Source organism: SAR86 cluster bacterium (assembly GCA_023703575.1).
GTDB lineage: Bacteria > Pseudomonadota > Gammaproteobacteria > Magnimaribacterales > Magnimaribacteraceae > Magnimaribacter.
In genome coordinates, this window is record CP097969.1 from 1,334,984 (window position 1) to 1,357,058 (window position 22,075).

General features: G+C 35.5%; 20 protein-coding genes. 4 read left to right on the forward strand and 16 right to left on the reverse strand.

Going from position 1 to position 22,075, the window contains the following annotated elements:
* Positions 1–10: 10 nt before the first annotated feature.
* The 6 genes from ilvN to M9C83_06840 form a co-directional block, all read right to left on the reverse strand.
* Entirely contained in the window at positions 11–490 is a 480-nt protein-coding gene (ilvN, locus tag M9C83_06815) for an acetolactate synthase small subunit (GenBank protein ID URQ66352.1), read from the reverse strand.
* Positions 490–2,235, reverse strand: a complete 1,746-nt coding sequence (locus M9C83_06820) for an acetolactate synthase 3 large subunit (protein ID URQ66353.1) — start codon at positions 2,233–2,235, stop codon at positions 490–492. Before M9C83_06820 ends, ilvN begins: the two co-directional genes overlap by 1 nt.
* A gap of 93 nt (positions 2,236–2,328) precedes the next feature.
* The gene (locus M9C83_06825; protein ID URQ66354.1) at positions 2,329–3,273 is read right to left on the reverse strand and encodes a kinase; all 945 of its coding nucleotides are present in this window, start codon (positions 3,271–3,273) and stop codon (positions 2,329–2,331) included.
* Positions 3,266–4,135, reverse strand: a complete 870-nt coding sequence (locus M9C83_06830; protein ID URQ66355.1) for an NAD(P)-dependent oxidoreductase — start codon at positions 4,133–4,135, stop codon at positions 3,266–3,268. Before M9C83_06830 ends, M9C83_06825 begins: the two co-directional genes overlap by 8 nt.
* Positions 4,132–4,824: a peptidoglycan editing factor PgeF gene (gene pgeF, locus M9C83_06835; protein ID URQ66356.1), complete on the reverse strand. Its 693-nt coding sequence runs from the start codon at positions 4,822–4,824 to the stop codon at positions 4,132–4,134. The genes M9C83_06830 and pgeF overlap by 4 nt, the downstream gene beginning before the upstream one ends.
* The gene (locus M9C83_06840) at positions 4,814–5,770 is read right to left on the reverse strand and encodes an RluA family pseudouridine synthase (GenBank protein URQ66357.1); all 957 of its coding nucleotides are present in this window, start codon (positions 5,768–5,770) and stop codon (positions 4,814–4,816) included. Before M9C83_06840 ends, pgeF begins: the two co-directional genes overlap by 11 nt.
* A gap of 135 nt (positions 5,771–5,905) precedes the next feature.
* On the opposite strand from M9C83_06840, the gene M9C83_06845 reads away from it, so the two are divergent.
* The gene (locus tag M9C83_06845) at positions 5,906–6,718 is read left to right on the forward strand and encodes an outer membrane protein assembly factor BamD (protein URQ66358.1); all 813 of its coding nucleotides are present in this window, start codon (positions 5,906–5,908) and stop codon (positions 6,716–6,718) included.
* Positions 6,719–6,913: 195 nt separating this feature from the next.
* Here the strand turns inward: M9C83_06845 and M9C83_06850 are convergent, their stop codons facing one another.
* The 5 genes from M9C83_06850 to M9C83_06870 form a co-directional block, all read right to left on the reverse strand.
* Entirely contained in the window at positions 6,914–9,229 is a 2,316-nt protein-coding gene (locus tag M9C83_06850; GenBank protein ID URQ66359.1) for a DUF5916 domain-containing protein, read from the reverse strand.
* Positions 9,230–9,275: 46 nt separating this feature from the next.
* Positions 9,276–11,495 (reverse strand): DUF5916 domain-containing protein, encoded by a 2,220-nt coding sequence (locus M9C83_06855; protein ID URQ66360.1) that lies wholly within the window; start codon positions 11,493–11,495, stop codon positions 9,276–9,278.
* Between the two features lie 139 nt (positions 11,496–11,634).
* Positions 11,635–13,914 carry a DUF5916 domain-containing protein gene (locus M9C83_06860; protein URQ66361.1) on the reverse strand — a complete coding sequence of 760 codons (2,280 nt, stop codon included), beginning with the start codon at positions 13,912–13,914 and terminating at the stop codon, positions 11,635–11,637.
* The gene (locus tag M9C83_06865; protein URQ66362.1) at positions 13,915–14,304 is read right to left on the reverse strand and encodes a DUF4399 domain-containing protein; all 390 of its coding nucleotides are present in this window, start codon (positions 14,302–14,304) and stop codon (positions 13,915–13,917) included.
* Positions 14,305–14,308: 4 nt separating this feature from the next.
* Positions 14,309–14,779, reverse strand: coding sequence for a flavin reductase family protein (locus M9C83_06870; protein ID URQ66363.1), 471 nt, complete (start codon positions 14,777–14,779; stop codon positions 14,309–14,311).
* 61 nt (positions 14,780–14,840) lie between these two features.
* On the opposite strand from M9C83_06870, the gene rsmD reads away from it, so the two are divergent.
* Complete coding sequence (gene rsmD, locus M9C83_06875; GenBank protein ID URQ66364.1) at positions 14,841–15,404, forward strand: 16S rRNA (guanine(966)-N(2))-methyltransferase RsmD; 564 nt, start codon at positions 14,841–14,843, stop codon at positions 15,402–15,404.
* 237 nt (positions 15,405–15,641) lie between these two features.
* On the opposite strand, the gene rho is transcribed toward rsmD, so the two are convergent.
* From rho to M9C83_06900, 5 genes are all read right to left on the reverse strand, one after another.
* On the reverse strand, positions 15,642–16,901 hold the full coding sequence (gene rho / locus M9C83_06880; GenBank protein URQ66365.1) for a transcription termination factor Rho: 1,260 nt from the start codon (positions 16,899–16,901) through the stop codon (positions 15,642–15,644).
* 92 nt (positions 16,902–16,993) lie between these two features.
* Entirely contained in the window at positions 16,994–17,314 is a 321-nt protein-coding gene (gene trxA / locus M9C83_06885; protein URQ66366.1) for a thioredoxin, read from the reverse strand.
* Between the two features lie 96 nt (positions 17,315–17,410).
* Positions 17,411–19,084, reverse strand: coding sequence for a dihydroxy-acid dehydratase (gene ilvD, locus M9C83_06890; protein URQ66367.1), 1,674 nt, complete (start codon positions 19,082–19,084; stop codon positions 17,411–17,413).
* A gap of 38 nt (positions 19,085–19,122) precedes the next feature.
* The gene (locus M9C83_06895) at positions 19,123–20,715 is read right to left on the reverse strand and encodes a dipeptide ABC transporter ATP-binding protein (protein URQ66368.1); all 1,593 of its coding nucleotides are present in this window, start codon (positions 20,713–20,715) and stop codon (positions 19,123–19,125) included.
* On the reverse strand, positions 20,708–21,145 hold the full coding sequence (locus M9C83_06900; GenBank protein ID URQ66369.1) for a copper chaperone PCu(A)C: 438 nt from the start codon (positions 21,143–21,145) through the stop codon (positions 20,708–20,710). Before M9C83_06900 ends, M9C83_06895 begins: the two co-directional genes overlap by 8 nt.
* On the opposite strand from M9C83_06900, the gene M9C83_06905 reads away from it, so the two are divergent.
* A complete protein-coding gene (locus M9C83_06905) occupies positions 21,126–21,566 on the forward strand; it encodes a hypothetical protein (GenBank protein URQ66370.1) in 441 nt (146 codons plus the stop codon). The two genes, M9C83_06900 and M9C83_06905, sit on opposite strands and share 20 nt — an antisense overlap.
* A 63-nt stretch (positions 21,567–21,629) precedes the next feature.
* Positions 21,630–22,067 (forward strand): type II 3-dehydroquinate dehydratase, encoded by a 438-nt coding sequence (gene aroQ, locus M9C83_06910; protein URQ66371.1) that lies wholly within the window; start codon positions 21,630–21,632, stop codon positions 22,065–22,067.
* Positions 22,068–22,075: the final 8 nt, after the last annotated feature.

Here is a 22,075-nt window from a genome sequence, read left to right on the forward strand (position 1 = left end):
CTCGCTCCTGTTAATTTTCTATAGTTAAGGTTTTTTCATCAGATGATATTCCTAAAGAACCGGACCTGACAATTTCAAGGGGATTATTTGCTTCAATCTCTGAAATCAAGTTATCCAATTCCAATGAAGTACCTACTACCTGTACATTTATAATTTCATTATTCTTAGATACTATATTGGTTTCATCAAAGACATTCTCTGGAAAAGAATTTTTTGTAAACTTTATTAACATCAACTCTCTTTCCACAAATTCAGATTCACTTAGATTAGTAACCATCACAACATCAATTAATTTATCCAGTTGCTTGGTTATTTGTTCTACCACTTTTTCATCGCCCTCAGTAGACATAGTTAATCTAGAAAGAGTTGCATCATTAGTTGGAGCAACAACTAGCGTCTCAATGTTGTAACCTCTTTGAGAAAAAAGGCCAACTACTCTGGAAAGAGCCCCGGGTTGGTTTTCCATTAATAAAGCAATTACTCTTTTCATTACCAAGTCTTTTCGTCTTTACTAAGACGCATGTGATCCATCGCATTGCCAGCCTCAAGCATAGGATAAACATGTTCATTCGGATCAACATCCACATCTAAAAATACCAGTTTATCTTTAAGGGATATGCACTCTTTCATGGCTGATTCTAGCTCATCGAATTTTGAAACTTTAATACCTACATGTCCATATGACTCTGTAAGTGCCACAAAATCTGGTAGTGAATTTTCATATGTACTAGATGAATGCCTACCTCCGTATTGCATGTCTTGCCATTGTTTTACCATTCCCAATGCGGCGTTATTAAGATTAATGATTTTTATAGGCAACCCATATTGAAGACATGTTGAAAGTTCTTGGATACACATCTGTATACTTCCTTCACCAGTAACACATGAGACTATAGAGTCGGGGTATGCCAGCTGAACTCCCATTGCCGAGGGAAGTCCAAAGCCCATGGTGCCAAGACCTCCAGAATTTATCCATTGTCTTGGCTTATCAAAATGATAATACTGAGCAGCAAACATCTGATGTTGACCCACATCTGATGTGACGAAAGCCTCTCCATTTGTTTCTTTATAAAGAGATTGTATGACTTGCTGAGGAAGTATCTTGCCATTCTGTGCTCCCATCTCTAATAAAGAATGATTCAAGCCGTGTGCATCTCGCCAGTTTGCAATCTGTTGATTCCACTCAGAAATATCAGATTCATTAGTCTTTAGATCTCTAGATTTAAGTTCTTCAATAAGTGCAGTTAATGATTCTTTTGCAGAACCAACAATTGGTACATCAGCATGAATAATTTTTGAGACTGACGCAGGATCTACATCGATATGAATTTTCTTAGCACTGAGAGCAAATTGATTAGGATCATTTGTAATTCGATCATCAAACCTAGCACCTACTGCAATGATTAAATCTGCATTATGCATAGCCATATTTGCCTGATAAGTTCCATGCATACCCAACATGCCCATAAATTGTGGATCTGAACCTGGGAAGGCACCTAATCCCATCAAAGTATTGGTAACTGGAAAATTTAAAAGTTTTGCCAGAGCGGTTAATTCTTCAGAAGCATTATTTTGATTTACACCGCCTCCGGAATAAATGACAGGTCTTTTAGCTGTTGCGATTAAATCAGCCGCTTCTTTTATCCTCGAAGTATCTGCACCTTCTGGAGGCTTATACGAACGCATGTTTATTTCTGATGGATAATTGAATTCAAATTTATATTCCGGATCGGTAAAATCTTTAGGGATATCAATAACAACCGGACCTTTTCTGCCTGTTGTGGCGATATGAAAGGCTTTTTTTACGATATCAGGTATATCTTCTGCTCTTTGAACAAGGAAACTATGCTTTACGATAGGTCGCGATACGCCAATCATGTCAGTTTCTTGAAAAGAATCTGTTCCAATTAAATTGGATTTAACTTGTCCTGAAATAACTACGATGGGCGTGGAATCCATGTAAGCAGTTGCTAAGCCTGTAATGGCATTAGTGGCTCCTGGTCCTGAGGTGACTAATGCAACACCTGGCTTTCCAGTTGCTCTTGCATATCCATCAGCAGCATGGACGGCTCCTTGCTCATGTCTCACAAGAATATGGTCTACATAGTTTTGATTAAATATTGCATCATAGATATGCAGTGCTGCTCCTCCTGGGTATCCAAACATAAGATCTACCCCCTCAAGATGAAGAGAATGGATTAATGCTTCAGCACCAGATTTATTACTTTTGTCCATTTAATATTTGTATAAAGTTGCTCCAAATCTAAGGAGGTTGAGCATTGTGACATTTGATATGTCTAAGTCAAGAAAACCTTATATTAACTGCATCTAGGGGGTTTTTGAAATAGAGAATTTAAAATTGCCATCTCTTGCTAAGACAATGTCAGATAATCTGGGTAGTTCTTCTAAAATATAGTGCGTTAAACGCTCATAATGCATGACAAAACGATACACCTCTTCTTTTGTCATTATCTTACCTTTTAGATCTTTATCTTTAACAGTCTTTGCTAAAGTCTGCTCTTGTATCCACCTACTTTCATAAACAAAATCCATATTAGGTACTTTTATCATTAGCAATAAATCAAACAAAGAAAACATAGTCTGATAGTCCTTAGATAGCTCCTGGTTACTCCATTTAGACCAAATTCCTTCTGGATCTTCCTCCTTTTCGAGCTGATTTAAAGGTGGCAGCCAATTCTCTTCAGGCAATGGCTTAGCCCCACCACACCATGCATCAAAAAAAATAAAATCAGGTTTTCCTTTGTATATAGGCCATTCTTCTGAAGGATAATGTCGATCTTCAGGTTTACAAAAGGCAGGAATCTTCGTCTCTGTCTCAGGACTTGCATTGGATAATTCATGAATTAGATCCAAACCCATTTTAATATCATGGGTTCCTGGCACTCCTCTTACATAACAAAGTGGATGGATTTCCTTTGCGAGAGATCTTCTTTCTTCTTGGGACTTATAAATATCGTCAATAGAAAATCCCATAGCAGGTCGTTTTACTGTTTCATTTAGTACTTCTTGTATAAAAAAAGAAAGTGTTGTCTTTCCAGAACCTTGTCCCCCCGTAAAACAAATAAAATATGGTTGGTTTCTTTTGGGAAATGTCTGATCTAGGTATAAAGAGATTGGAGTGACTATTTCAGCTAAAAATTCTTCACTCAAATTCTCTATTTTCATTTGTTCAGCCAAATTAAATAAATTATCTTTGGATCGATCCAATAAGCCTTTAACTGCTTGATCGCTAGCATTTGGGAAGTTAGTCATTATTTTGTAATCTTTTCAATAAGCTGGAAGTATCCCACCTGCTGCCACCCATTTTTTGGATGTCTTTGTAAAATTCATCTATGAGTTTCGTAATTTCAAGGCTAACACCTTGATTTTCTGCTTCTTGCATTGCTATTTTTAGATCTTTACGCATGTGGTCAACAGCGAAACCGTGATCGTAATGATCTTGAGACATAGATTCCCAGCGGTTATCCATTTGCCATGATTGTGCTGCTCCTTTTGATATAACTTCTATTACTTCTTCTGTTACTAAACCAGCTTTTTCTGAAAAATAGATACCTTCAGCAAGTCCTTGAACTAATCCAGCTATACATATTTGATTCACCATTTTGGTCAGCTGACCCGCTCCGGACGACCCCATTAATTTTGTAAATTTTGCATAACAGTTCATAGTGATGTTTGCCTTTTCGAATGCATCTTTATCTCCACCTGCCATAATCGTCAGGGAACCATTCTCGGCGCCAGCTTGCCCACCCGAAACAGGAGCATCTATGTAATGAACTCCCTTTTTTAAGCACATCTCGCTCATCTCACTTGAAAGAATAGAAGATGTTGTGGTGTGATCAACGATTATACCCCCCGGTGATATTGAACTTAAAATACCATTTTCTCCGGATATAACTTCTCTCACATCATCGTCGTTTCCAATACACATATAAATCTCTTCACAGACATTACCGAGTTCTGCTGGACTATTACCAATCTCACCTTTATAGGTTTTAATCCAATTTTCTGCCTTAGCAACAGAGCGATTGAAAACTAGAGTTGGATATTTCATTGATATATATCCAGCCATTGGAAATCCCATTACTCCTAATCCTATAAAACCTCTAGTTTTCATTCATTTCTCCAAATGATAGAAAGTATTCTATTTTCAGTTTGATCTCTTCTGTAAGAAAATAATGATTCCGATTCGAATGTGCACTCCGAAGAAAAATCTACATTAATATCATATTTGCCCAAAATTCTTTTCGCCTCCCCATGCAGACTAAATAGCCATTTATCATGGCCTTTCTCTATAAAGTTGGATTCTGATTCATCATCCTTATTTATAAAAGATTCATATAAATCATTGCCAACTTCATAGTTTTTTGAGGATATTGAGGGTCCTATCCATGCAGATACATCAGAACAGCCTTTAGTGAATGAGGTGAGTGTAGATTCAATTACTCCCGATAAAAGGCCTTTCCAGCCTGCATGCAAAATAGCAAACTCACTTCCATCATTTTTTGATAAGGCGATTGGTAGACAGTCGGCAGTCAAAACACCCAAAGCAAGATTGCTGGTCGAAGAAAATAAAGAATCTGTTCCATCTACAGGAAATGATGAATGAGAGAATATTGTTTCTAATCTGTTTCCGTGAACTTGGTTCATATATTGAATAGGGATATCTTCAAATTTAGTAAAATCCTCTAGTATTCGAGATTTTTCTGGACTTATATTATTTTTGTAAAAATAATCTTTAGTGAATGATAGGCACTGAATTTTATCTCCAAGGGGTGCTCTGGGTTTTAAGAAATCAGTACCCATTTATTTTTAATTGATTTAGCAGAGTTTGCATATCTGAAGGCATAGAAGCTTTAAATGATAACAACTCTCCACTAGAGGGATGTTTTAATTGAAGTTCCTCTGCGTGCAGGGCTTGTCTTTTAAAGTTGGAAATTATTTTTTTTTGCTCTTCACTTGATCCTCGAGAAAATTTATTTCTACTGCCATAAAGAGGGTCACCGATTATGGGGAAGCCTATATGAGATAAATGAACTCTTATCTGATGAGTACGTCCAGTATCCAGATTTACCTTTAATAAAGAATATCCATCTAGGTTTTCGAGAATGCTAAACCTTGTAATTGCTTCCTTTCCATTTTGATTAACAGCTTGCTTTGTCCTTATTTTTGGATGCCTTCCAATGGGTTCATTTATCGTTTTGTTGATAACCGGCACTCCTACGACCATTGCTAAATATGCTCTAGTTACTGATCTTTCCTTGAGTTGCTCCACTAAATTAAGATAAGAGCTTTCTGTTTTAGATATAACCATCAAACCAGATGTGTCTTTATCCAGTCTATGAACTATTCCCGCTCGAGGCAGGAAGCTGAGGTTCTCATCATAAGCTAATAAAGCATTCACCAAGGTGCCCGTTCTATTTCCTGAGCCCGGATGAACAACCAAGCCTGCAGGCTTATTAATTATTAGTATTTCTGTATCTTCAAACATTACATCAATAGCAATATCTTCAGGAAGATCGATTAATTGAGATTCTTCGAAAAAATTTACTGATACAGCATCATCTGTTTGCACAATATATTTGGATTTAACTTCCTTATTATTAACTAGTAAGTCGCCATCTTTGATCCACCTCTGAATATGTGCTCTTGAATAATTAGGGAATTGTTTTGCAGTTATTTGATCAACCCTTTGTCCTTGGTCGGCAGGAAGAGCGATGTAATTCAGTGATATCTTTTTTTTATTTTCCATTAATCACGATTGGAACCCATCAAACCTTTTTCTGTCCAAGAACTAGTCTGATCTGTAGAATTCACAAGTTATATGACAATGCTTCACAATTTTATTAATTCTAGCAAGAGAAATCTCAGTATTTTAGGGATTTTTATGCTTTTGCTTTTAGTTTCCTCATGTTCATCAAATGAGGAAATGCCTGATGAGCGATTAGTAGAAAAAGAACTTTATGATCAAGCCCAAACTCGATTAAAAAATGGAAGCTTTTCAACTGCCATCTTGAGCTTAGAAGCCCTGGAATCGAGATTCCCTTTTGGTAGATATGCTGAGCAAGCGCAAGCAGAACTCATTTACGCTTATTATATGAATTCTCAATTTGAAGCCAGTCAATCAGCTGCTGAAAGATTTATAAATCTTCATCCAAGGCATTCTCATACTGGTTATGCCTTTTATATGAAAGGCCTTGCAGCCTTCACAGATGATTCAGGCTTATTTTCAAGATATTTTCAATCTGACTTAGCGAAAAGAGAGGTCGTAATGGCTCAAACCTCCTTTGGTGAACTATCAGAATTCATTTCCAGATATCCAGAGAGTAAATATGTTCCTCATGCAAAACAAAGAATGATTTATTTAAGAAATCTTTTAGCTGAACACGAGATATATGTTGCTGACTTTTATATGAAAAGAGGCGCCTATCTAGCTGCAATAGGTAGAGCAAAATATGTAATAGAAAATTTACCAAACACCCCGCAGACTCCTTTTGCTCTCTCAATCCTAGTTGAGGCTTATGAAATACTTGAGTATGAAGATTTAAGAAAAACAAGCTTAGAAATACTTAATGCTAATTATCCAAACTTTGATTTTCAAGGAAATGAATCAGTTAAAGAAAGGTCATGGGCTAATATTCTTACCTTAGGCCTAATAGGCAAAGAAGATATAAAAAGACCTACTGCCGATACTCCCTAAAAATGTGGCAATTGATTATCCTGATTGCGGTAATCCTATTGGTTTACATAACATCAAGACTGACAAGTTATAAAAAAATTGAATCAAAACCAAACAAAATGGAGATTGTTAAGTGTTGCGTATGTGATTTAAATACTCCCTCTTCAGAATCCATCAGGAAAGGTAAAGATTGGTTTTGTTCTGAGGAGTGTGTCGTTAAAAACGATATCTCACCTTCACAGTAAAGGTATCTGCCTGAGGATCATTCCAAGGCCTTTTATAAATCTCACTCAAACTATCCTCTTCATCGAACTCAACTATCCTTCCGCCTCGAGAATAGACAACATATAAATAAGCTAAGGGTAATATTTCATATCGATATCGAATTTGAAACGCTAAATCACTTAATGTAAAAGGGTCTATCTGAGTATCTAATGAATTCAGATTACCTTCTATATCGCTTAGATAGGGTTTTGGATCCCGAGCCGTAAACCCCACCATTTGTGCCTTGAGTCTCAATTCATGCTTATCTCCCCCAAACCAATTTATAGAAGCTATAGTTGTCTTTTGCTTCTTTTGGTAAATGCCAAAGAAATTGTCCTGAATCCAATTTAACCAGTCATCCTCTTCAGCATAGTTGTACATTAGAGAGAAATTTAAGTTGTCTCTTGGAGCGAAATCTAATTTTGCTGTATAAATATCAGAAAATCCAAGAGCAGATCCTCCAAATTGCTCGCCCATCTGGCGTTTGTATTCAACATAGTAATTGAAGAAATCTTGAGAGGCACCTTTATACTGAAGTGCACCGCCATAATTCTTGGGCTTATTAACATACCAATATATTGGGTTTCCTCTGGTGATCCAAAAGTCTTTAGTTTTTGTTCTATAAAAGATCGAGCTTTCTAGATATGAAGTATCACGAAAAGTTGTCTTATTGTTAAGGTATAAAAAATCATTTGATTTTATAAGATCCCCATTAGCTTCGTGCCCTATTCCGAATTCAAAAGTATTAGAAAGAAAGATAGAAGACTCATTGAAATCATTCTTTTTATATCCATTTTGAACACCACCAAAGAAATAATCATCAATAATTTGATAACCCATATCGTTTATGTCTGTATCCTCATCAAAAAAGAATAAAAAGGCATCCGTGTATCGTTGAGAACTGGGTGAAGACGTTAGTCTAAACCGAAATGCCTCTCCTGATTTTTCAGAATTATCAATTCCTTGTTCTGTATCTGAAGTAATGTAAATTGCATCTATTCGTGTCTTATCTGAGTACCGATAAACTAAGTCCATAGAATGAACATCAGCTGTTCTGTCTAATACAGGCCGATCAGTATGAGTGCCTAAGTATCCTAATGAAAAATCTTCAAAATTCTTTCTTGCCCTTAAAGAATAAAAGTCTCTACCCTCACTGAAAGTTTCATCTGCCTCAGAAGCACCTAAAAAACCAAAATCTAAAGTCTCGCCCTGCTGAGTGTATCGGACCGCATAGTCAATATCATTTATACCTAGCTGACTCGAGTCACAATAATCTTTTAGAGAACCTTCAAAACTAGAACAATTGTAGTCGGGCGCGGCTCCTATTCTCCTAGTATTAATTAAATAGAAATAGGTAAATCCTTTAACATCAAAAAGAGAGTGATTTTCTGAAAAGAATGGCCTTTTGTCAGAGTAAAAAGTTTCCGAAGAAGAAAAGTTAACGACCAGTTCATCACTCTCAACTTGTCCAAAATCTGGATTAATTGCTACATTCAATTGTTTGCCAGAGTCTATCTTCCAGAAAATTTCAGCTCCTACCTTTTCGTTTGTTTCATTAAGAACCCTATCATCTAAAGCAGTGATGTAAGGAAAGAAGTCAATTTTTGATACGCTATAGTTCTTAAATTTGTAAGGGTGAAATAGAGAAATGAATTTTTCTTGCCTTGGATTACCCTTGATGGTTGTATTAACCCGCCATTCAGCTGCCAGTAACCTCCAGAAGGAAAGTTTTACCTCCCTAAACTCTCCATTTACAGCTTTCATTGGTGCAATAGACCAAGGTATAAACATTTCGGCATACCAATAGTCTTTATCTACAAAAACTCCGGACTTCCAGTCCGCATCCCAATCATAATTAACTTCATTTTCATTTCTGTAGATTCCATCTGCTATAGACCCACCAGCCGATACTGTAAAGGCATATGCAGCCAATCCATCGCCATCAAAATCAATTGCGAGGCCAGCTTTATCTGCATTAGCCATCTCATCATCTCTTTCGTGTCTATTGGCTCGAATGGTTTCTTTATCTTGTTTATTTATAAAACCAAGATAAATTCCTTTTTCATCCTCGAGGATTAAAACCTTTTGAAAATCTTTAGGTTCATTCAATGTGAAAGGAAGAGACTCATAATACTTTGTGTATTCATCTGCACTTGTCCAGGCAGAATCATCCAGCTTTCCGTCAATATTAATTTCATGAGATAAAACTCGTGAAGCAAAAAAACAAATATAAAAAAAGGCTAAATACGCTTTTAGCCTCCAATGCACTGATACTCCCCATTTCAAGATGCGAGTATTCTAGTTGCAGAGCGATTTAAAATCTATATCTAACTTTAACGGTAAAAGTATCTGCTTGAGGATGATTCCAAGGTCTTTTATAAATCTCCTTAATATTATTTTCTTCGTCAAATTCAACGATCCTTCCTCCTCGAGAATATACTACGTATAGATAAGCAAGCGGCAGGATCTCATAACGGTACCTTACTTGAAAAGCCAAGTCACTTAATGTGAAAGGATCGAGTGATAAATCTGTTGAGATTAGATTTCCATCAAAATCGCTCTGGTATGATTGCGGATCTCTCGCAGTGAACCCAACCATTTGTGCTTTCAGTCTAAGTTCGTGTTTATCTCCTCCAAACCAGTTTATAGAAGCAACTGTGGTTTTTTGCTTTTTCTTGTAAACTCCAAAAAAATTATCACTTAGCCAATTCAACCAGTTATTTTCATCCACTAAGTTAAACATCAAACTAAGATTTAAATTATCCCTGGGTGCGAAGTCTAGTCGAGCTGTATAAACATCTGATAAACCTAATGCTGTACCATTGAATCTTTGTCCTTTTTGTCTTTTGTATTCTAAATAATAATTAAAGAAATCACGGGATGGTCCAGAGAATTTTATCTCGGTACCATAGTTTTTAGGTTTTTTAACATACCAATATATGGGATTTCCTCTTGTTATCCAGTAATCCTTTGAGGATTGTCGAAAAAAAACTATATTTTCCAATGAACTAGAATTTTTGAAAGAGGCTTTATTTGTAATGTAGAGAAAATCACTGGCTTTATTAAAGTCTGCGTTTGCTTCACGACCTAGTCCGAATTCCATTTGATTGAATAAGAAAATCGAAGAATCACTGAATTTATTGGTCTTTAGACCTTTTTTTGCGCCCATAAAGAAATAATCATCTGTTCTCTGATAGCCCATATCATTTAGATCTGAAGCTTCATCAAAGAAATTGATGAAAATATCATAATATGTTGTTTGCGATGGAGAATTAACATATTTAAATCTAAAAATTTCTCCCTTTTTATTCAAAACATTATTCTGCGATACATCTGAAAAGGCATAAATTGTGTCTATTCGAGTTTTATCATTTGGAAGATACGTAAAATCGAATGAGTGTACATCTGCTTTTCTATCTAAAACTGGTCTATCAGTTTTAGTTCCCAAGTATCCTAGGGTTAAATCTTTAAAGTTTTTTCTCACTCTAAAAGAATAAAAATCTCGACCTTTACTGAAGTTCTCATCAGCTTCTGAAGCCCCTAGAAATCCAAAATCTAAACTTTCATTTTGTAACGTATACCTTATCGCATGATCAATATCATTGATTCCAACTACAGATTTTTTGCAAGACTCTTCTACGACAGAAGTATATTTTGAACAATCGTAGTCCGGCGCTCCACCTATCCGCCTTGTATTAACTATGTAGAAAAAGCTCATCCCTTTTACATCGAAAAGAGAATGGTTTTCCGAAAAAAAAGGCCTTTTATCTGAATAGAATGTTTCAGACGAAGAGAAATTTACCACGAGCTCATCACTCTCAACTTGTCCAAAATCTGGATTTACTGCTACATTAAGTTGTTGACCTGAATCAATTTTCCAGAAGATTTCAGCGCCAACCTTTTTAGAGTCTTCATTCAGAACTCTATCATCTGAAAGAGTTAGGTAAGGGAATAAATCTATTTTTGAAATACTGTAATTATTAAATTCGTACTCATGAAATAAAGACATGTACTTTTCTTGGCGTGCATTACCTTTGATAGACGAATGTACCTTCCATTCTGATGCTAAAAGTCTCCAAAAATTTAGTTTTACTTCTCTAGATGGACCATCTATAGATTTCATAGGAGCAATGGTCCATGGAATAAAAATTTCTGCAAACCAGTAATCATCATCTATAAATACATCTGATTTCCAGTCTGCATCCCAATCGTAATTTATTTCATTTTCATTTCTGTAAATACCATCACTAATTGATCCTCCTGCAGAAACAGAAAAACTATATGCAACAAGACCATTTCCATCAAAATCAATTGACACGCCAACTTTATCAGCATTTGACATCTCGTCATCTCGCTCATGTTTGTTGGCTCTTATCTGCTCTTTCTTTTGCTGGCTTATAAAGCCAAAGTAAATTCCATCCGAGTCTTCAAGTATCAAAACCTTCTGGAAACTTGAAGGAGGATTAAGGGTAAAAGGAAAGGTCTCGTAAAACTTTGTATATTCTTCAGCCGATTCCCAAGAGGGGTCATCCAATTTTCCATCAATGTTTATCTCATGTGAATAAGCCGTAGTTGATATGCTGCAAAAACAAAAAAAAGATATAAAGAATCTTAGCCTTACCTGGAAAATTTTAGCCCTTATCAAGATTGAGCTATTCTAGATCTGTCCAGCCTTAAAATCTATATCTAAGTTTTACAGTAAAATTTTCTTTTTCGGGGCTATCCCAAGACCTTCTGTAAAGACTAAACAAACCATCTTCATCGTCTTGCATAGAGACTCTGCCACCTTTTGAATAAACTATATAGAGGTATGAAAGAGGCATAATTTCATATCTATATCTCACTTGAAAAGCTAGCTCACTGATCGTGATCGGTGCTATATCAATAATCTTAGGATTAAGATTTCCCGACAAATCACCTAATAACGCTTGCGGATTTCTTCCAGTAAAAGCTACCATCTGAGCTTTGATTCTAAGCTCGTGAACATTATTATGAAACCATTCCATTTCAATAACGCTTGTTCTCTGTTTACGATGGAAAGTAGCAAGTAAATTATCATTCAACCAATTCAGCCACTCATTTTCATCTGCATGTTGATACATTAAGCTTAAGGATATGTTGTCAGCGGGCATGTATTTAAAATAGCCGCGTATTTTGTTACCCCAGCCCAGCTCAGGTGAATGCTCACTTCCTCTTCCCCTTTCAAACCTCAAACCATAAATATAGGTTGGTCTGCGAGGGCCGGTTAAATCAATATATCCTCCAATTCCTTTTGGCATCTTTATAAAAGGTGAATTTTGTGAGCCTCTAGTTATTCTCGTATTTTTTCCTGTACTACGGTAAAAAATTTCAGCTTTTAGCTCCGATAGATTTACAAAAGCATTTTCTAATTTTAGAGCAAAATTTGAAGACTCTCTCTGTGAATCTACGTTGAACTTTGATCCGTAACCAATTTCAAATAATCTTGACCTTAAAATGGAACCCTCATCAAAGGTTGTTCGCTTGAATTGTGTTCTACCATTAAACATAAAACGATCATTCAATATTAAATATCCCATGTCATTTAGATCTATTCGATCGTCATAATAATTAATGCCAATGCCCGAGGAAAAATCTCTGTTTGGATTGTATGCATAGCCGAGTGTCAAGCCAAAGCCATCTTGATTATCTACACTGGAATGCATGAAGTTTCCATTCATCCTATGAATCTCTGAAGGAAGGTATAAGAAGTCAAATGAATTTACCTGAGCATTTTCTCCTGTTACAGGCTTATCAACATATGTGCCTAAATATCCATATTTAAGATTATTAGACTTTGTATTGAGCCTAAATGCATAAAAATCTCTTCCTTGAGAGAATTTTTCATCCCTCTCAGAGGCAGTCATAACACCAAAATCAACATTTCCTTTTTGTGTATACTTTAAGGCGAAATCAATTTCGCTTGTGTTTGCCCTATTCTGCTGGCAATACTCTTCTAAGTCTCCATATTCACTACAATCATAATCCGGTCTTCCTCCAATTCTTCGAGTATTAATGATCCTATGCATGCGATCGCTAACATCAAACATATTATTATTTTCAGCAAAAAAAGGTCTTTTATCAGAATAGAAAGTTTCAAAAGCAGAGAAATTCACAACTACTTCATCGCTTTCAACCTGACCGAAATCAGGATTCAGGGTCAAATTAACCTGGCTACTAGAGTCTATCTTCCAAAAAATCTCCGCACCAGCCTTCGATAACAAATCAGATCCAATAATGTCTTCACTTATTGTCAAATAGGGAAAGAAATCTAATTTAGAACCTGAATAATTTTTTACTTCGTATTCATTAAAAACTGATAAGTATAGGTTCTCAAAAGGACTACCTTTAATCGTTGAGACACCCTTTCCAATGCCCATCATCATTCTATAAAAAGCCATTTTGATTTTTCTAATATCCCCTGATTGAGATTTCATAGATGCCACAGTCCAAGGTATAAAAGATTCTGTATACCACACACCATTATCTACAGTCGCAGCAGACTCCCAGTCTGCATCCCAGTCCCAGTTCCTATCTTTTTCATTTCGAACGGTACCGTCTCCTTTCGAGCCACTTGATGAAACAAAAAAGTTATATCCCTCTACTCCATCTCCATTGAAATCGATAACGATGCCATTTTTATCAGAAATAGATCTTTCTTGATCTCTCATATGATTCATAACTCTCATGGTTTCATTGGGTTGATAATTCTTAAACCCGAAATAAAGACCTTGTTCAGACTCAAGTAACAAAACTTGTGTCATGTAATCATCGACCTCTTTTAAGGAATAAGGATAGACTTCATAAAAGGTATCAATCTTTCTTGCAGTTTCCCATTCTTTCTCGTCTAACACTCCATCGATGATGATCTCTGCTTTTAAATTTATGCAAAAAACTAAACCCAGAAATAGACCTGGTAAAAGGTAACTTTTCATTTACTCAGTTACTGTTATTTCAATTTTTCTCGAGACGAGTGGCGGCTGATGGGGAACGTGATATTTATCACCTAAAATTAATTGAAGTTGGTGCTTGCCTGGAGGCAAATTGAGTTCGGTTTCTGTCTGACCTAAACCAAAATGAATGTGCTGATTTGATGAAGGTATGGGTAAATAGTAATCTATTAAATCTACATTTATTAATAAATGGTGATGACCCGTATTATCTATATCAACACCAGCTGGTGCTATGCCTTTTCCTGTGAGGCCAAATTGAACCAAAAATGGAGACTGCAACTCATCCCCATCTTCAAGATTAATGAAATATACCTTACTTTCAGAAAAAACAATTAAAGGGAAAAATAAAAAGATAGTAGCGATTAATTTCATATTATTAATTTAAGTATCTACCAGATCCATATATTAAAGGACAATCTTCATCACTATTATGAACACTGGTTACATCTCCTATAAATATTGTATGGCTTGAATGTTCAACAAGGTTAGAACATTTGCAAAAGATATTTGATAAAGATTGTTTCGCATAAATAAATTTATCATTCTCTTTCCAAAGTTGACCTTCAAATCTAGCTTCCCCTTCTTCGCTTTTACTGCAAACCTCGGCCAGTTCCTTCTGTCTACTAGATAATATATTTATGCAAAATGAGGACCCGTAATTGATAATGTTATGTATAGAAGCATCTTTGTTTACACAAACTAACATAGCAGGTGGGTCTAACGATAAAGAGGTTACCGATGTTGCAGTCATAGCATGTCTTTCACCGTCATCTTTGGCTGAGATAATACTAACAGTTGAGGTAACACCTCTCATAGCACTAATATAGCTTTTTTTTAAATCTTCCATCTTGGAAAACCACAGATCAAATTTAGTTACTAGTGGTTTGAAAAAGCATAATATTGTCCATATGGGCAAAAGACAAGCAACAACAAGAATTATTGCCGGGAAATATAAAGGAACAAAGCTAACTTTTAAGCCAAATAAAAGTTTGAGACCTACTGAAAGTAAGACAAAAGAAACACTCTTTAATTGGTTATTAAACGATCTTGATAATAAGAATTGTCTCGATATGTTTGCTGGAACAGGATCCTTAGGTTTTGAAGCACTTTCTAGAGGAGCAAATGAGGTTCTCTTTATTGAAAAACAAAAGAGTCTTTGTAACTCAATTGAAGATGTAGCAAAGCAACTTGGAATAAAAAAGAAATGTAGAATTATTAATGCAAACTCAACTTCGATTAATTTTAATACCTTAAATGATAAATTTGATTTAATTTTTTTGGATCCTCCATTTCATGAAAAGCTTATTCAAAGATCATTGGATATAATTGATAAAAATGCCTTATTAGCAAAAAATGGATTGGTTTATATTGAGTGCGAAAAGGACTTTGATATAAATTCACTCAAAACCAAATTAGGTCAAATGAAACAATCAAAAGGTGGACAAACAAAATTTTATCTCTATGAAAGCTAGATTGTTCCTAATTCTAATTTTTTTATGTATAACTTTGGTTATTACTTTCAATGATTCTCTCAATCTTTTTTCTCCTACCAAGATAGAGTATTTAAATAAGGAAATAATACTAAACTCAGAAATGATGATCTCTTTGATAGTTTTTTTTACTTTGATTTTTGTGCTTTGTATCGGGTTAGTTGAGAGGTTATTTTTTTCAAGAAGAGCTAGTAAAAAGTGGGAAAAAGAGGAGTAATATTATTTTCTTTTCATAGACTCAAAGAATTCTGCATTGGTTTTGTAATCTTTGAGTTTGTCCAGTACCCACTCCATTGCGGCTGTATCGTCCATCTCATTAAGAAGTTTTCTAAGAACTGTTATGTTTCTCAGTTCAAGATCAGAAGTAAGTAGATCCTCTCTTCTTGTTCCAGTTTTACGGACATTAATCGCAGGAAAAACTCTTTTTTCTGCAATTTTACGATCAAGATTGATTTCGGAGTTTCCTGTTCCTTTAAATTCTTCGAAGATAACCTCATCCATTCTTGATCCTGTATCAATAAGTGCAGTAGCAATTATTGACAAACTTCCGCCTCCTTCTATATTTCTTGCGGCTCCAAAAAATCTTTTCGGTTTTTGTAATGCATTTGCATCAACTCCACCTGTTAGAATCTTACCAGAAGCTGCTTGGGTAGAATTGTATGCTCTGGCTAGACGAGTTATAGAATCAAGCAAAATAACTACATCATGTTTATGTTCAACTAGCCTTCGAGCCTTATTGATTGCCATTTCTGCGACCTGAACATGTCTAGTTGGAGCTTCATCAAAAGTACTTGCAATAACTTCGCCCTTTACAGAACGTTTCATCTCAGTTACCTCCTCAGGTCTTTCATCAACAAGGAGGACCATAATTTTACATTCTGGATTATTTCTTTCTATAGAGTGAGCTATGCTCTGAAGTAATAGCGTTTTACCAGCTTTTGGTGGAGAAACTATTAGAGACCTCTGACCTTTACCAGTTGGAGCTGTAAGATCAATGACCCTGGAAGATAGATCTTCTGTACTTCCAGTCCCTAATTCAAAAAGCATCCTCTCATCTGGGAAAAGAGGTGTAAGATTCTCAAATGAGGGTTTGTTTTTTGTTTTGTCTGGTTGTTCAAAGTTTATTTCTTCAATTTTAAGAATTGCAAAATATCTTTCTCCATCTTTAGGAGATCTAATTTTACCTTTTATTGTGTCACCAGTTCTTAATCCAAATCTTCTAATTTGACTTGGAGATACATAAATATCATCTGGTCCAGCTAAGTAAGAAGAATCTGGTGATCTTAAAAAACCAAAACCATCTTGAAGGATTTCAAGAACACCTTCACCTTCTATATCCTCGCCATTCTTTGCTTTGCTCTTAAGTATTCCAAATACAATATCTTGTCTTTTAGCTCTCGAAGCATTTTCTAGACCACACTCTTCGCCCAGCTCAATTAGCTGTTCAACCGGCATTTTTTTTAATTCTGTTAATTGCATAAAATAAAGTAATTGCTTGAGAAAAGGGGTTTACCAAAGAAACTTTGATAGTTTTATAGTAACCCTCTTAGTATTGAGAGTCTAGTTTTTTTCTATAGATTTGATTCTATGAATTCTGTTAATTGGGTTTTGCTTAGTGCGCCGACCTGTTGAGCAACTAACTCACCACCTTTAAATATGGCAAGTGTAGGTATGCTCATAACATTTTGTTGAGCAGCAGAAGTTTGATTTGTATCAACATCTAATTTTCCTACTTTAATTTTGTCTGAAAACTCGATAGCTATTTCTTCAACAATTGGACCTACCATCTTGCAAGGACCACACCAGGTTGCCCAGTAATCAACTAGCACAGGTTTATCAGATGCATTAACTTCGGTTTCGAAATTGTCATCCGTCAGTGTGACAACATTCATATTTCCTCCTTAGGATATTTTTGATTGGAATTTAGAAAGAATCATTTAAAAAACATTATTGGACTAAATGGTCAATTTATCAAGATTCTAAAAGAATTATTTTTTTGTAGTCACTGCCCCTTCAGAAGCAGAAGTGACAAGCGACCTGTACTTGTCGAGCACCCCTCCTTCCTCTTCTTGCACAGGACATAGCCATGATTCTTTTCGCATAACTAATTCTTCATCAGACAAATCAACATTTATCTGATTGGTTGTTGCATCGATGGAGATGACATCGCCATCATTGATTAAAGCTATAGGGCCTCCGTCATATGCTTCAGGAGTTATATGTCCTACAACAAAACCATGTGTTCCACCTGAAAACCTACCATCAGTCAAGAAAGCTACTTTGTCACCAAGACCTTTGCCCATGATTGCCGATGTTGGACTTAACATTTCTCTCATGCCCGGAGCTCCTCTCGGTCCTTCATATCTAATAACTAGGACATCGCCTTCTGATATTTGATTAGATAAGATACCTTCCATTGCATCTTCTTCAGAATTATAGACTTTTGCTTTTCCTTGGAAACTTAAACCTTCCTTACCTGAAATTTTGGCAACTGCACCAGATGGAGCTAAATTTCCATACAAAATTCTTAAATGACTATCTGTTTTTATAGGTTTATCTGTTGATGTAATTATTTTTTGATCTTTTGGGTAATGATCATATTCACAAAGATTTTCTTCAAGTGTTTTTCCCGTAACTGTCATTTGATTTCCATCAATTAAGCCTTTTTCGAGCATACTCTTCATCAGAGGTACAATACCGCCAATTTCAATCAACTCGGACATCAGATAATTCCCGCTTGGTCTTAAATCTGCCAAGACGGGTGTTCTTTTACCAATTCTTTCAAAGTCATTTAAAGATAGATTTATTTTTGCTTCATGGGCGATCGCCAATAAATGTAATACTGCATTAGTAGATCCTCCAAGGGCTATTACGACAGCAATTGCGTTTTCAAAAGCCTGCTTAGTCATAATATCGCGTGGCTTTAAATCTAAAGAAATTAAATTCATGATAGATTCGCCCGCATCTGAAGAATCTTTTAGTTTACTTGAAGAAACTGCCTCTTGAGCTGAGCTATTGGGAAGACTCATACCTAAAGCTTCAATAGCTGAAGCCATAGTATTTGCTGTATACATTCCTCCGCAAGAACCAGGACCAGGTATTGCAGTTGACTCAATATCTAATAATTCAATATCAGATATAGCTCCTTCAGAGTGCTTTCCTACAGCCTCAAAAACTGACACAACATCGGTACGGTTAGATCCTGGTTTGATGCTACCTCCGTAAACAAAAATCGATGGTCTATTTAGCCGTGCCATAGCCATAACACATGCTGGCATATTCTTATCACATCCACCGATCGTAATTAATCCATCAAAGCCTTGACCGCCAACTACTGTTTCTATGGAATCTGCAATAACTTCTCTTGAAATAAGTGAGTACCTCATGCCCTTAGTACCCATTGATATGCCATCAGAGACAGTGATTGTATTGAATATAACTGATTTAGATCCTGCTGAGTCAGCTCCACTCGCGGCAGATTCAGCTAGTTGATTTATATGCATATTGCAAGGTGTAACCATACTCCAGGTTGAAGCAATACCAACCTGCGGTTTATTGAAATCTTCAGATTCAAAACCTACTGCTCTTAACATAGCTCTTGAAGGGGCTTGTTCTACGCCATCGACAATCTCCGATGAATATTTTCTTTTATCTTTAGACATGAGGGGAATTATAAATTAGAAACAACAGAACTTATAAATTAAGCTAGTGATGCAGCTAATAGCTCTTTTGTGTAGGCTTGTTTTGGAGATTCAAATAAATCTTCTGAAGTTCCATCCTCAATTATGATGCCGTCTTTCATCACATAAACATAATCAGATAAAAATCTAATGACCTTCAAGTCATGACTAATACAAAGGAAGGCTAATCCAAGTCTTGATTGAAGATCTTTCAAAAGATGTAATATTTGCATCTGAATGGAAACATCTAAAGCGGAAGTGGGCTCATCCAATAATATAAGTTTAGGCTCCAAAATAATTGCCCTTGCAATAGCAACTCTTTGTCTTTGTCCACCGGATAATTCATGTGGAAATCTAGAAAAAGAAAATTTGTCCAATTCGACATCCTCAAGAGCCTTAATGATTTTTTTTTCTCTCTCATCTCTGCTCAAACTAGGTTCATGAACTCTCAGCCCCTCTCCTACTATTTCTCCAATTGTCATTCTTGGAGACAAAGAGCCAAAAGGATCTTGGAATACTATTTGAAAATCTTTTTTAAATCTCCTTGTCTCACTGGAGTTCAACTGATGTATATTTTTTCCATCAAAAATGATATCACCATCTGCTTTTTCAATTCCTAACAATGCTCTTGCCAAGGATGACTTGCCAGATCCAGATTCTCCAACTAAGCCTGTAGTAGAACCGCTGTGTATTGTTATATCGACTTTTTTGACAGCATTCAAAAAATCAACTGTTTTGCCGAATATATTCTTGGCTATTGGATATTTAATGTCCACTTTTTGACCAGTGAGTAACTGCTCATTCTCAAGATTTAGTTCCACTTTCTTGCCAGGTATGGAATTAAGTAACTTGACAGTATATGAGTGCTGAGGATTATCAAAGATATCCTTAACCTTCCCTGATTCAACTATTTTTCCTTCTTTCATGACACAAACTTCATCAGAGAATCTTCTTACAATATTCAGATCATGAGTTATGAATAATATAGACATGCCAAACTCTTTCTGTAAGTCAGATAATAATTCTAATAGTGCTTTCTCAACAGTTACATCAAGAGCAGTTGTTGGTTCGTCAGCAATTAATAGTTCTGGTTCATTTGCTAGAGCCATAGCAATCATTATTCTTTGCCTTTGACCTCCTGATAGCTGATGGGGATAAGAATCAACTTTTGTTTCTGGTTCAGGAATTTTTACTTTTTTTAATAGATCAATCGTCTTTTTTCTTGCTTGTTTTGATGTTAATTTTTTATGTATTATTAGTGTTTCATCTATCTGAAAACCTACTTTCTGATAAGGATTAAGCGAAGTCATTGGTTCCTGAAATATCATAGAGATTTTATTACCTCTCAAACCAGATAAGGTTTTTTTAGGACAAGCAATAATTTCATCATTTTCAAATTTGATTGATGATTCAGAGGAATACTGAACCGTCCCTTCAGGAAGTAACTGAAGGATGGATAGTGCTGTGACAGATTTACCTGATCCAGATTCGCCTACTAAAGATAATGTTTTGCCCTTTTCAATGGTAATGGAAATATCATCTACGGCTCTAAAAATTGAGTCGTTTGATTCAAAATCAATGACTAAATTATTAATTTCTAATATTTTATCCACGCTCTTGTACCGTAAATTTAAAATTTATTGAATCTTCATTGTAGACATTAAACGAGCAGTCTAAGTATTTTTCAGTTGGGTCACTCAATCCCCAAAGCATAATATGTTTACCGCCAGGGACAAAAATGATTTTTTCAAAAGGATTTAAAACAAATGTATCCTTTTTTTCCATTGTCATAATTCCTGAAGCACTTACTTTTGTTTCATGAATCTCAGCTCTGGAAGACAAACACGATATTCCTATTATCTCGAAAGATTTATTGGCAGTATTTTCCATACTTAAGTATCCGCTAGTCATCATCGAACCTTTTAAGGGAGCATAAAGATGGGCATCCTTTATAATGACTTCTTGATGATTTTGTTTAGAGCAACTAATGAGAATAAAAGTTAAAAAACATATAAAAATAACTTTGAAAAAATATTTTGTCATTGTTTCTATCCTTGCGTTCGGTTCTTACTCTTTACCTACAGAATCTTTACTAGAAAAAATTACAAACAATAAAGTTCTTTCTGGAGATGAAGCTTTTACCTTGAACGCTCATATTCAAGATGATGAAAGCATCATACTTACATGGACTATTAAAGAAAACTGCTTTTTGTATAAAGATAAATTTAAAACTTATTTAAATACCGATCTTGTCGAAAACCAAAAAATAGAGGGTGAGGCTATAAGGATCAATGATATTTACTTTGGAAATGTCGATGTTTTCTACAACAAAGTTAAACAGACTGTAGATAGGACTGAAGATCTTGAGACTTTAAAGGTAGTTTACCAGGGGTGTAATGAGAAAGGGTTCTGTTACCCTCCAATACACAGAGAGATTCAGGTTGACAATTTAGAAAATTTCTAAAACCCTGATACCTTTTTCTTATAAATTCATTTAAAATCGTCGAAAATACCTTATAAAGCCCTAATGACAAACTACATGCTTCTAAATGGTCCCAATTTAAATTTATTGGGAACCAGAGAACCTGATTTATATGGATCTGAAACATTGGAAGATATAGAAGCACATCTTGTTGAAATCTCTAAAGATAAAGAATGTAATTTAATATGCCATCAAAGCAATGCCGAGCATGAGTTAGTAGATCTGATTCATTCCGCGAAAGATAATCAAGTGAAATGCATCATAATTAATCCAGGCGCTTTAACTCATAGCAGTATAGCCTTAAGAGATGCATTGACAGGCGTCAACATTCCTTTTATCGAAGTTCATATTTCAAATATTTACGCACGAGAAGATTTTAGACAGAAATCTTACCTATCAGACATAGCTGAGGGAGTGATTTCAGGTTTAGGTGTAGAAGGTTACGAACTAGCTTTAGTTAAAGCTATGAAAAAATTTAATTGATAATTTAG

Bases quoted from the DNA above. Each gene is read 5' to 3' on its own strand.
- ilvN (URQ66352.1), bottom strand. From the start codon at position 490: ATGAAAAGAGTAATTGCTTTATTAATGGAAAACCAACCCGGGGCTCTT.
- M9C83_06820 (URQ66353.1), bottom strand. From the start codon at position 2,235: ATGGACAAAAGTAATAAATCTGGTGCTGAAGCATTAATCCATTCTCTT.
- M9C83_06825 (URQ66354.1), bottom strand. From the start codon at position 3,273: ATGACTAACTTCCCAAATGCTAGCGATCAAGCAGTTAAAGGCTTATTG.
- M9C83_06830 (URQ66355.1), bottom strand. From the start codon at position 4,135: ATGAAAACTAGAGGTTTTATAGGATTAGGAGTAATGGGATTTCCAATG.
- pgeF (URQ66356.1), bottom strand. From the start codon at position 4,824: ATGGGTACTGATTTCTTAAAACCCAGAGCACCCCTTGGAGATAAAATT.
- M9C83_06840 (URQ66357.1), bottom strand. From the start codon at position 5,770: ATGGAAAATAAAAAAAAGATATCACTGAATTACATCGCTCTTCCTGCC.
- M9C83_06845 (URQ66358.1), top strand. From the start codon at position 5,906: ATGCTTTTGCTTTTAGTTTCCTCATGTTCATCAAATGAGGAAATGCCT.
- M9C83_06860 (URQ66361.1), bottom strand. From the start codon at position 13,914: ATGAAAAGTTACCTTTTACCAGGTCTATTTCTGGGTTTAGTTTTTTGC.
- M9C83_06865 (URQ66362.1), bottom strand. From the start codon at position 14,304: ATGAAATTAATCGCTACTATCTTTTTATTTTTCCCTTTAATTGTTTTT.
- M9C83_06870 (URQ66363.1), bottom strand. From the start codon at position 14,779: ATGGAAGATTTAAAAAAAAGCTATATTAGTGCTATGAGAGGTGTTACC.
- rsmD (URQ66364.1), top strand. From the start codon at position 14,841: ATGGGCAAAAGACAAGCAACAACAAGAATTATTGCCGGGAAATATAAA.
- rho (URQ66365.1), bottom strand. From the start codon at position 16,901: ATGCAATTAACAGAATTAAAAAAAATGCCGGTTGAACAGCTAATTGAG.
- trxA (URQ66366.1), bottom strand. From the start codon at position 17,314: ATGAATGTTGTCACACTGACGGATGACAATTTCGAAACCGAAGTTAAT.
- ilvD (URQ66367.1), bottom strand. From the start codon at position 19,084: ATGTCTAAAGATAAAAGAAAATATTCATCGGAGATTGTCGATGGCGTA.
- M9C83_06900 (URQ66369.1), bottom strand. From the start codon at position 21,145: ATGACAAAATATTTTTTCAAAGTTATTTTTATATGTTTTTTAACTTTT.
- aroQ (URQ66371.1), top strand. From the start codon at position 21,630: ATGACAAACTACATGCTTCTAAATGGTCCCAATTTAAATTTATTGGGA.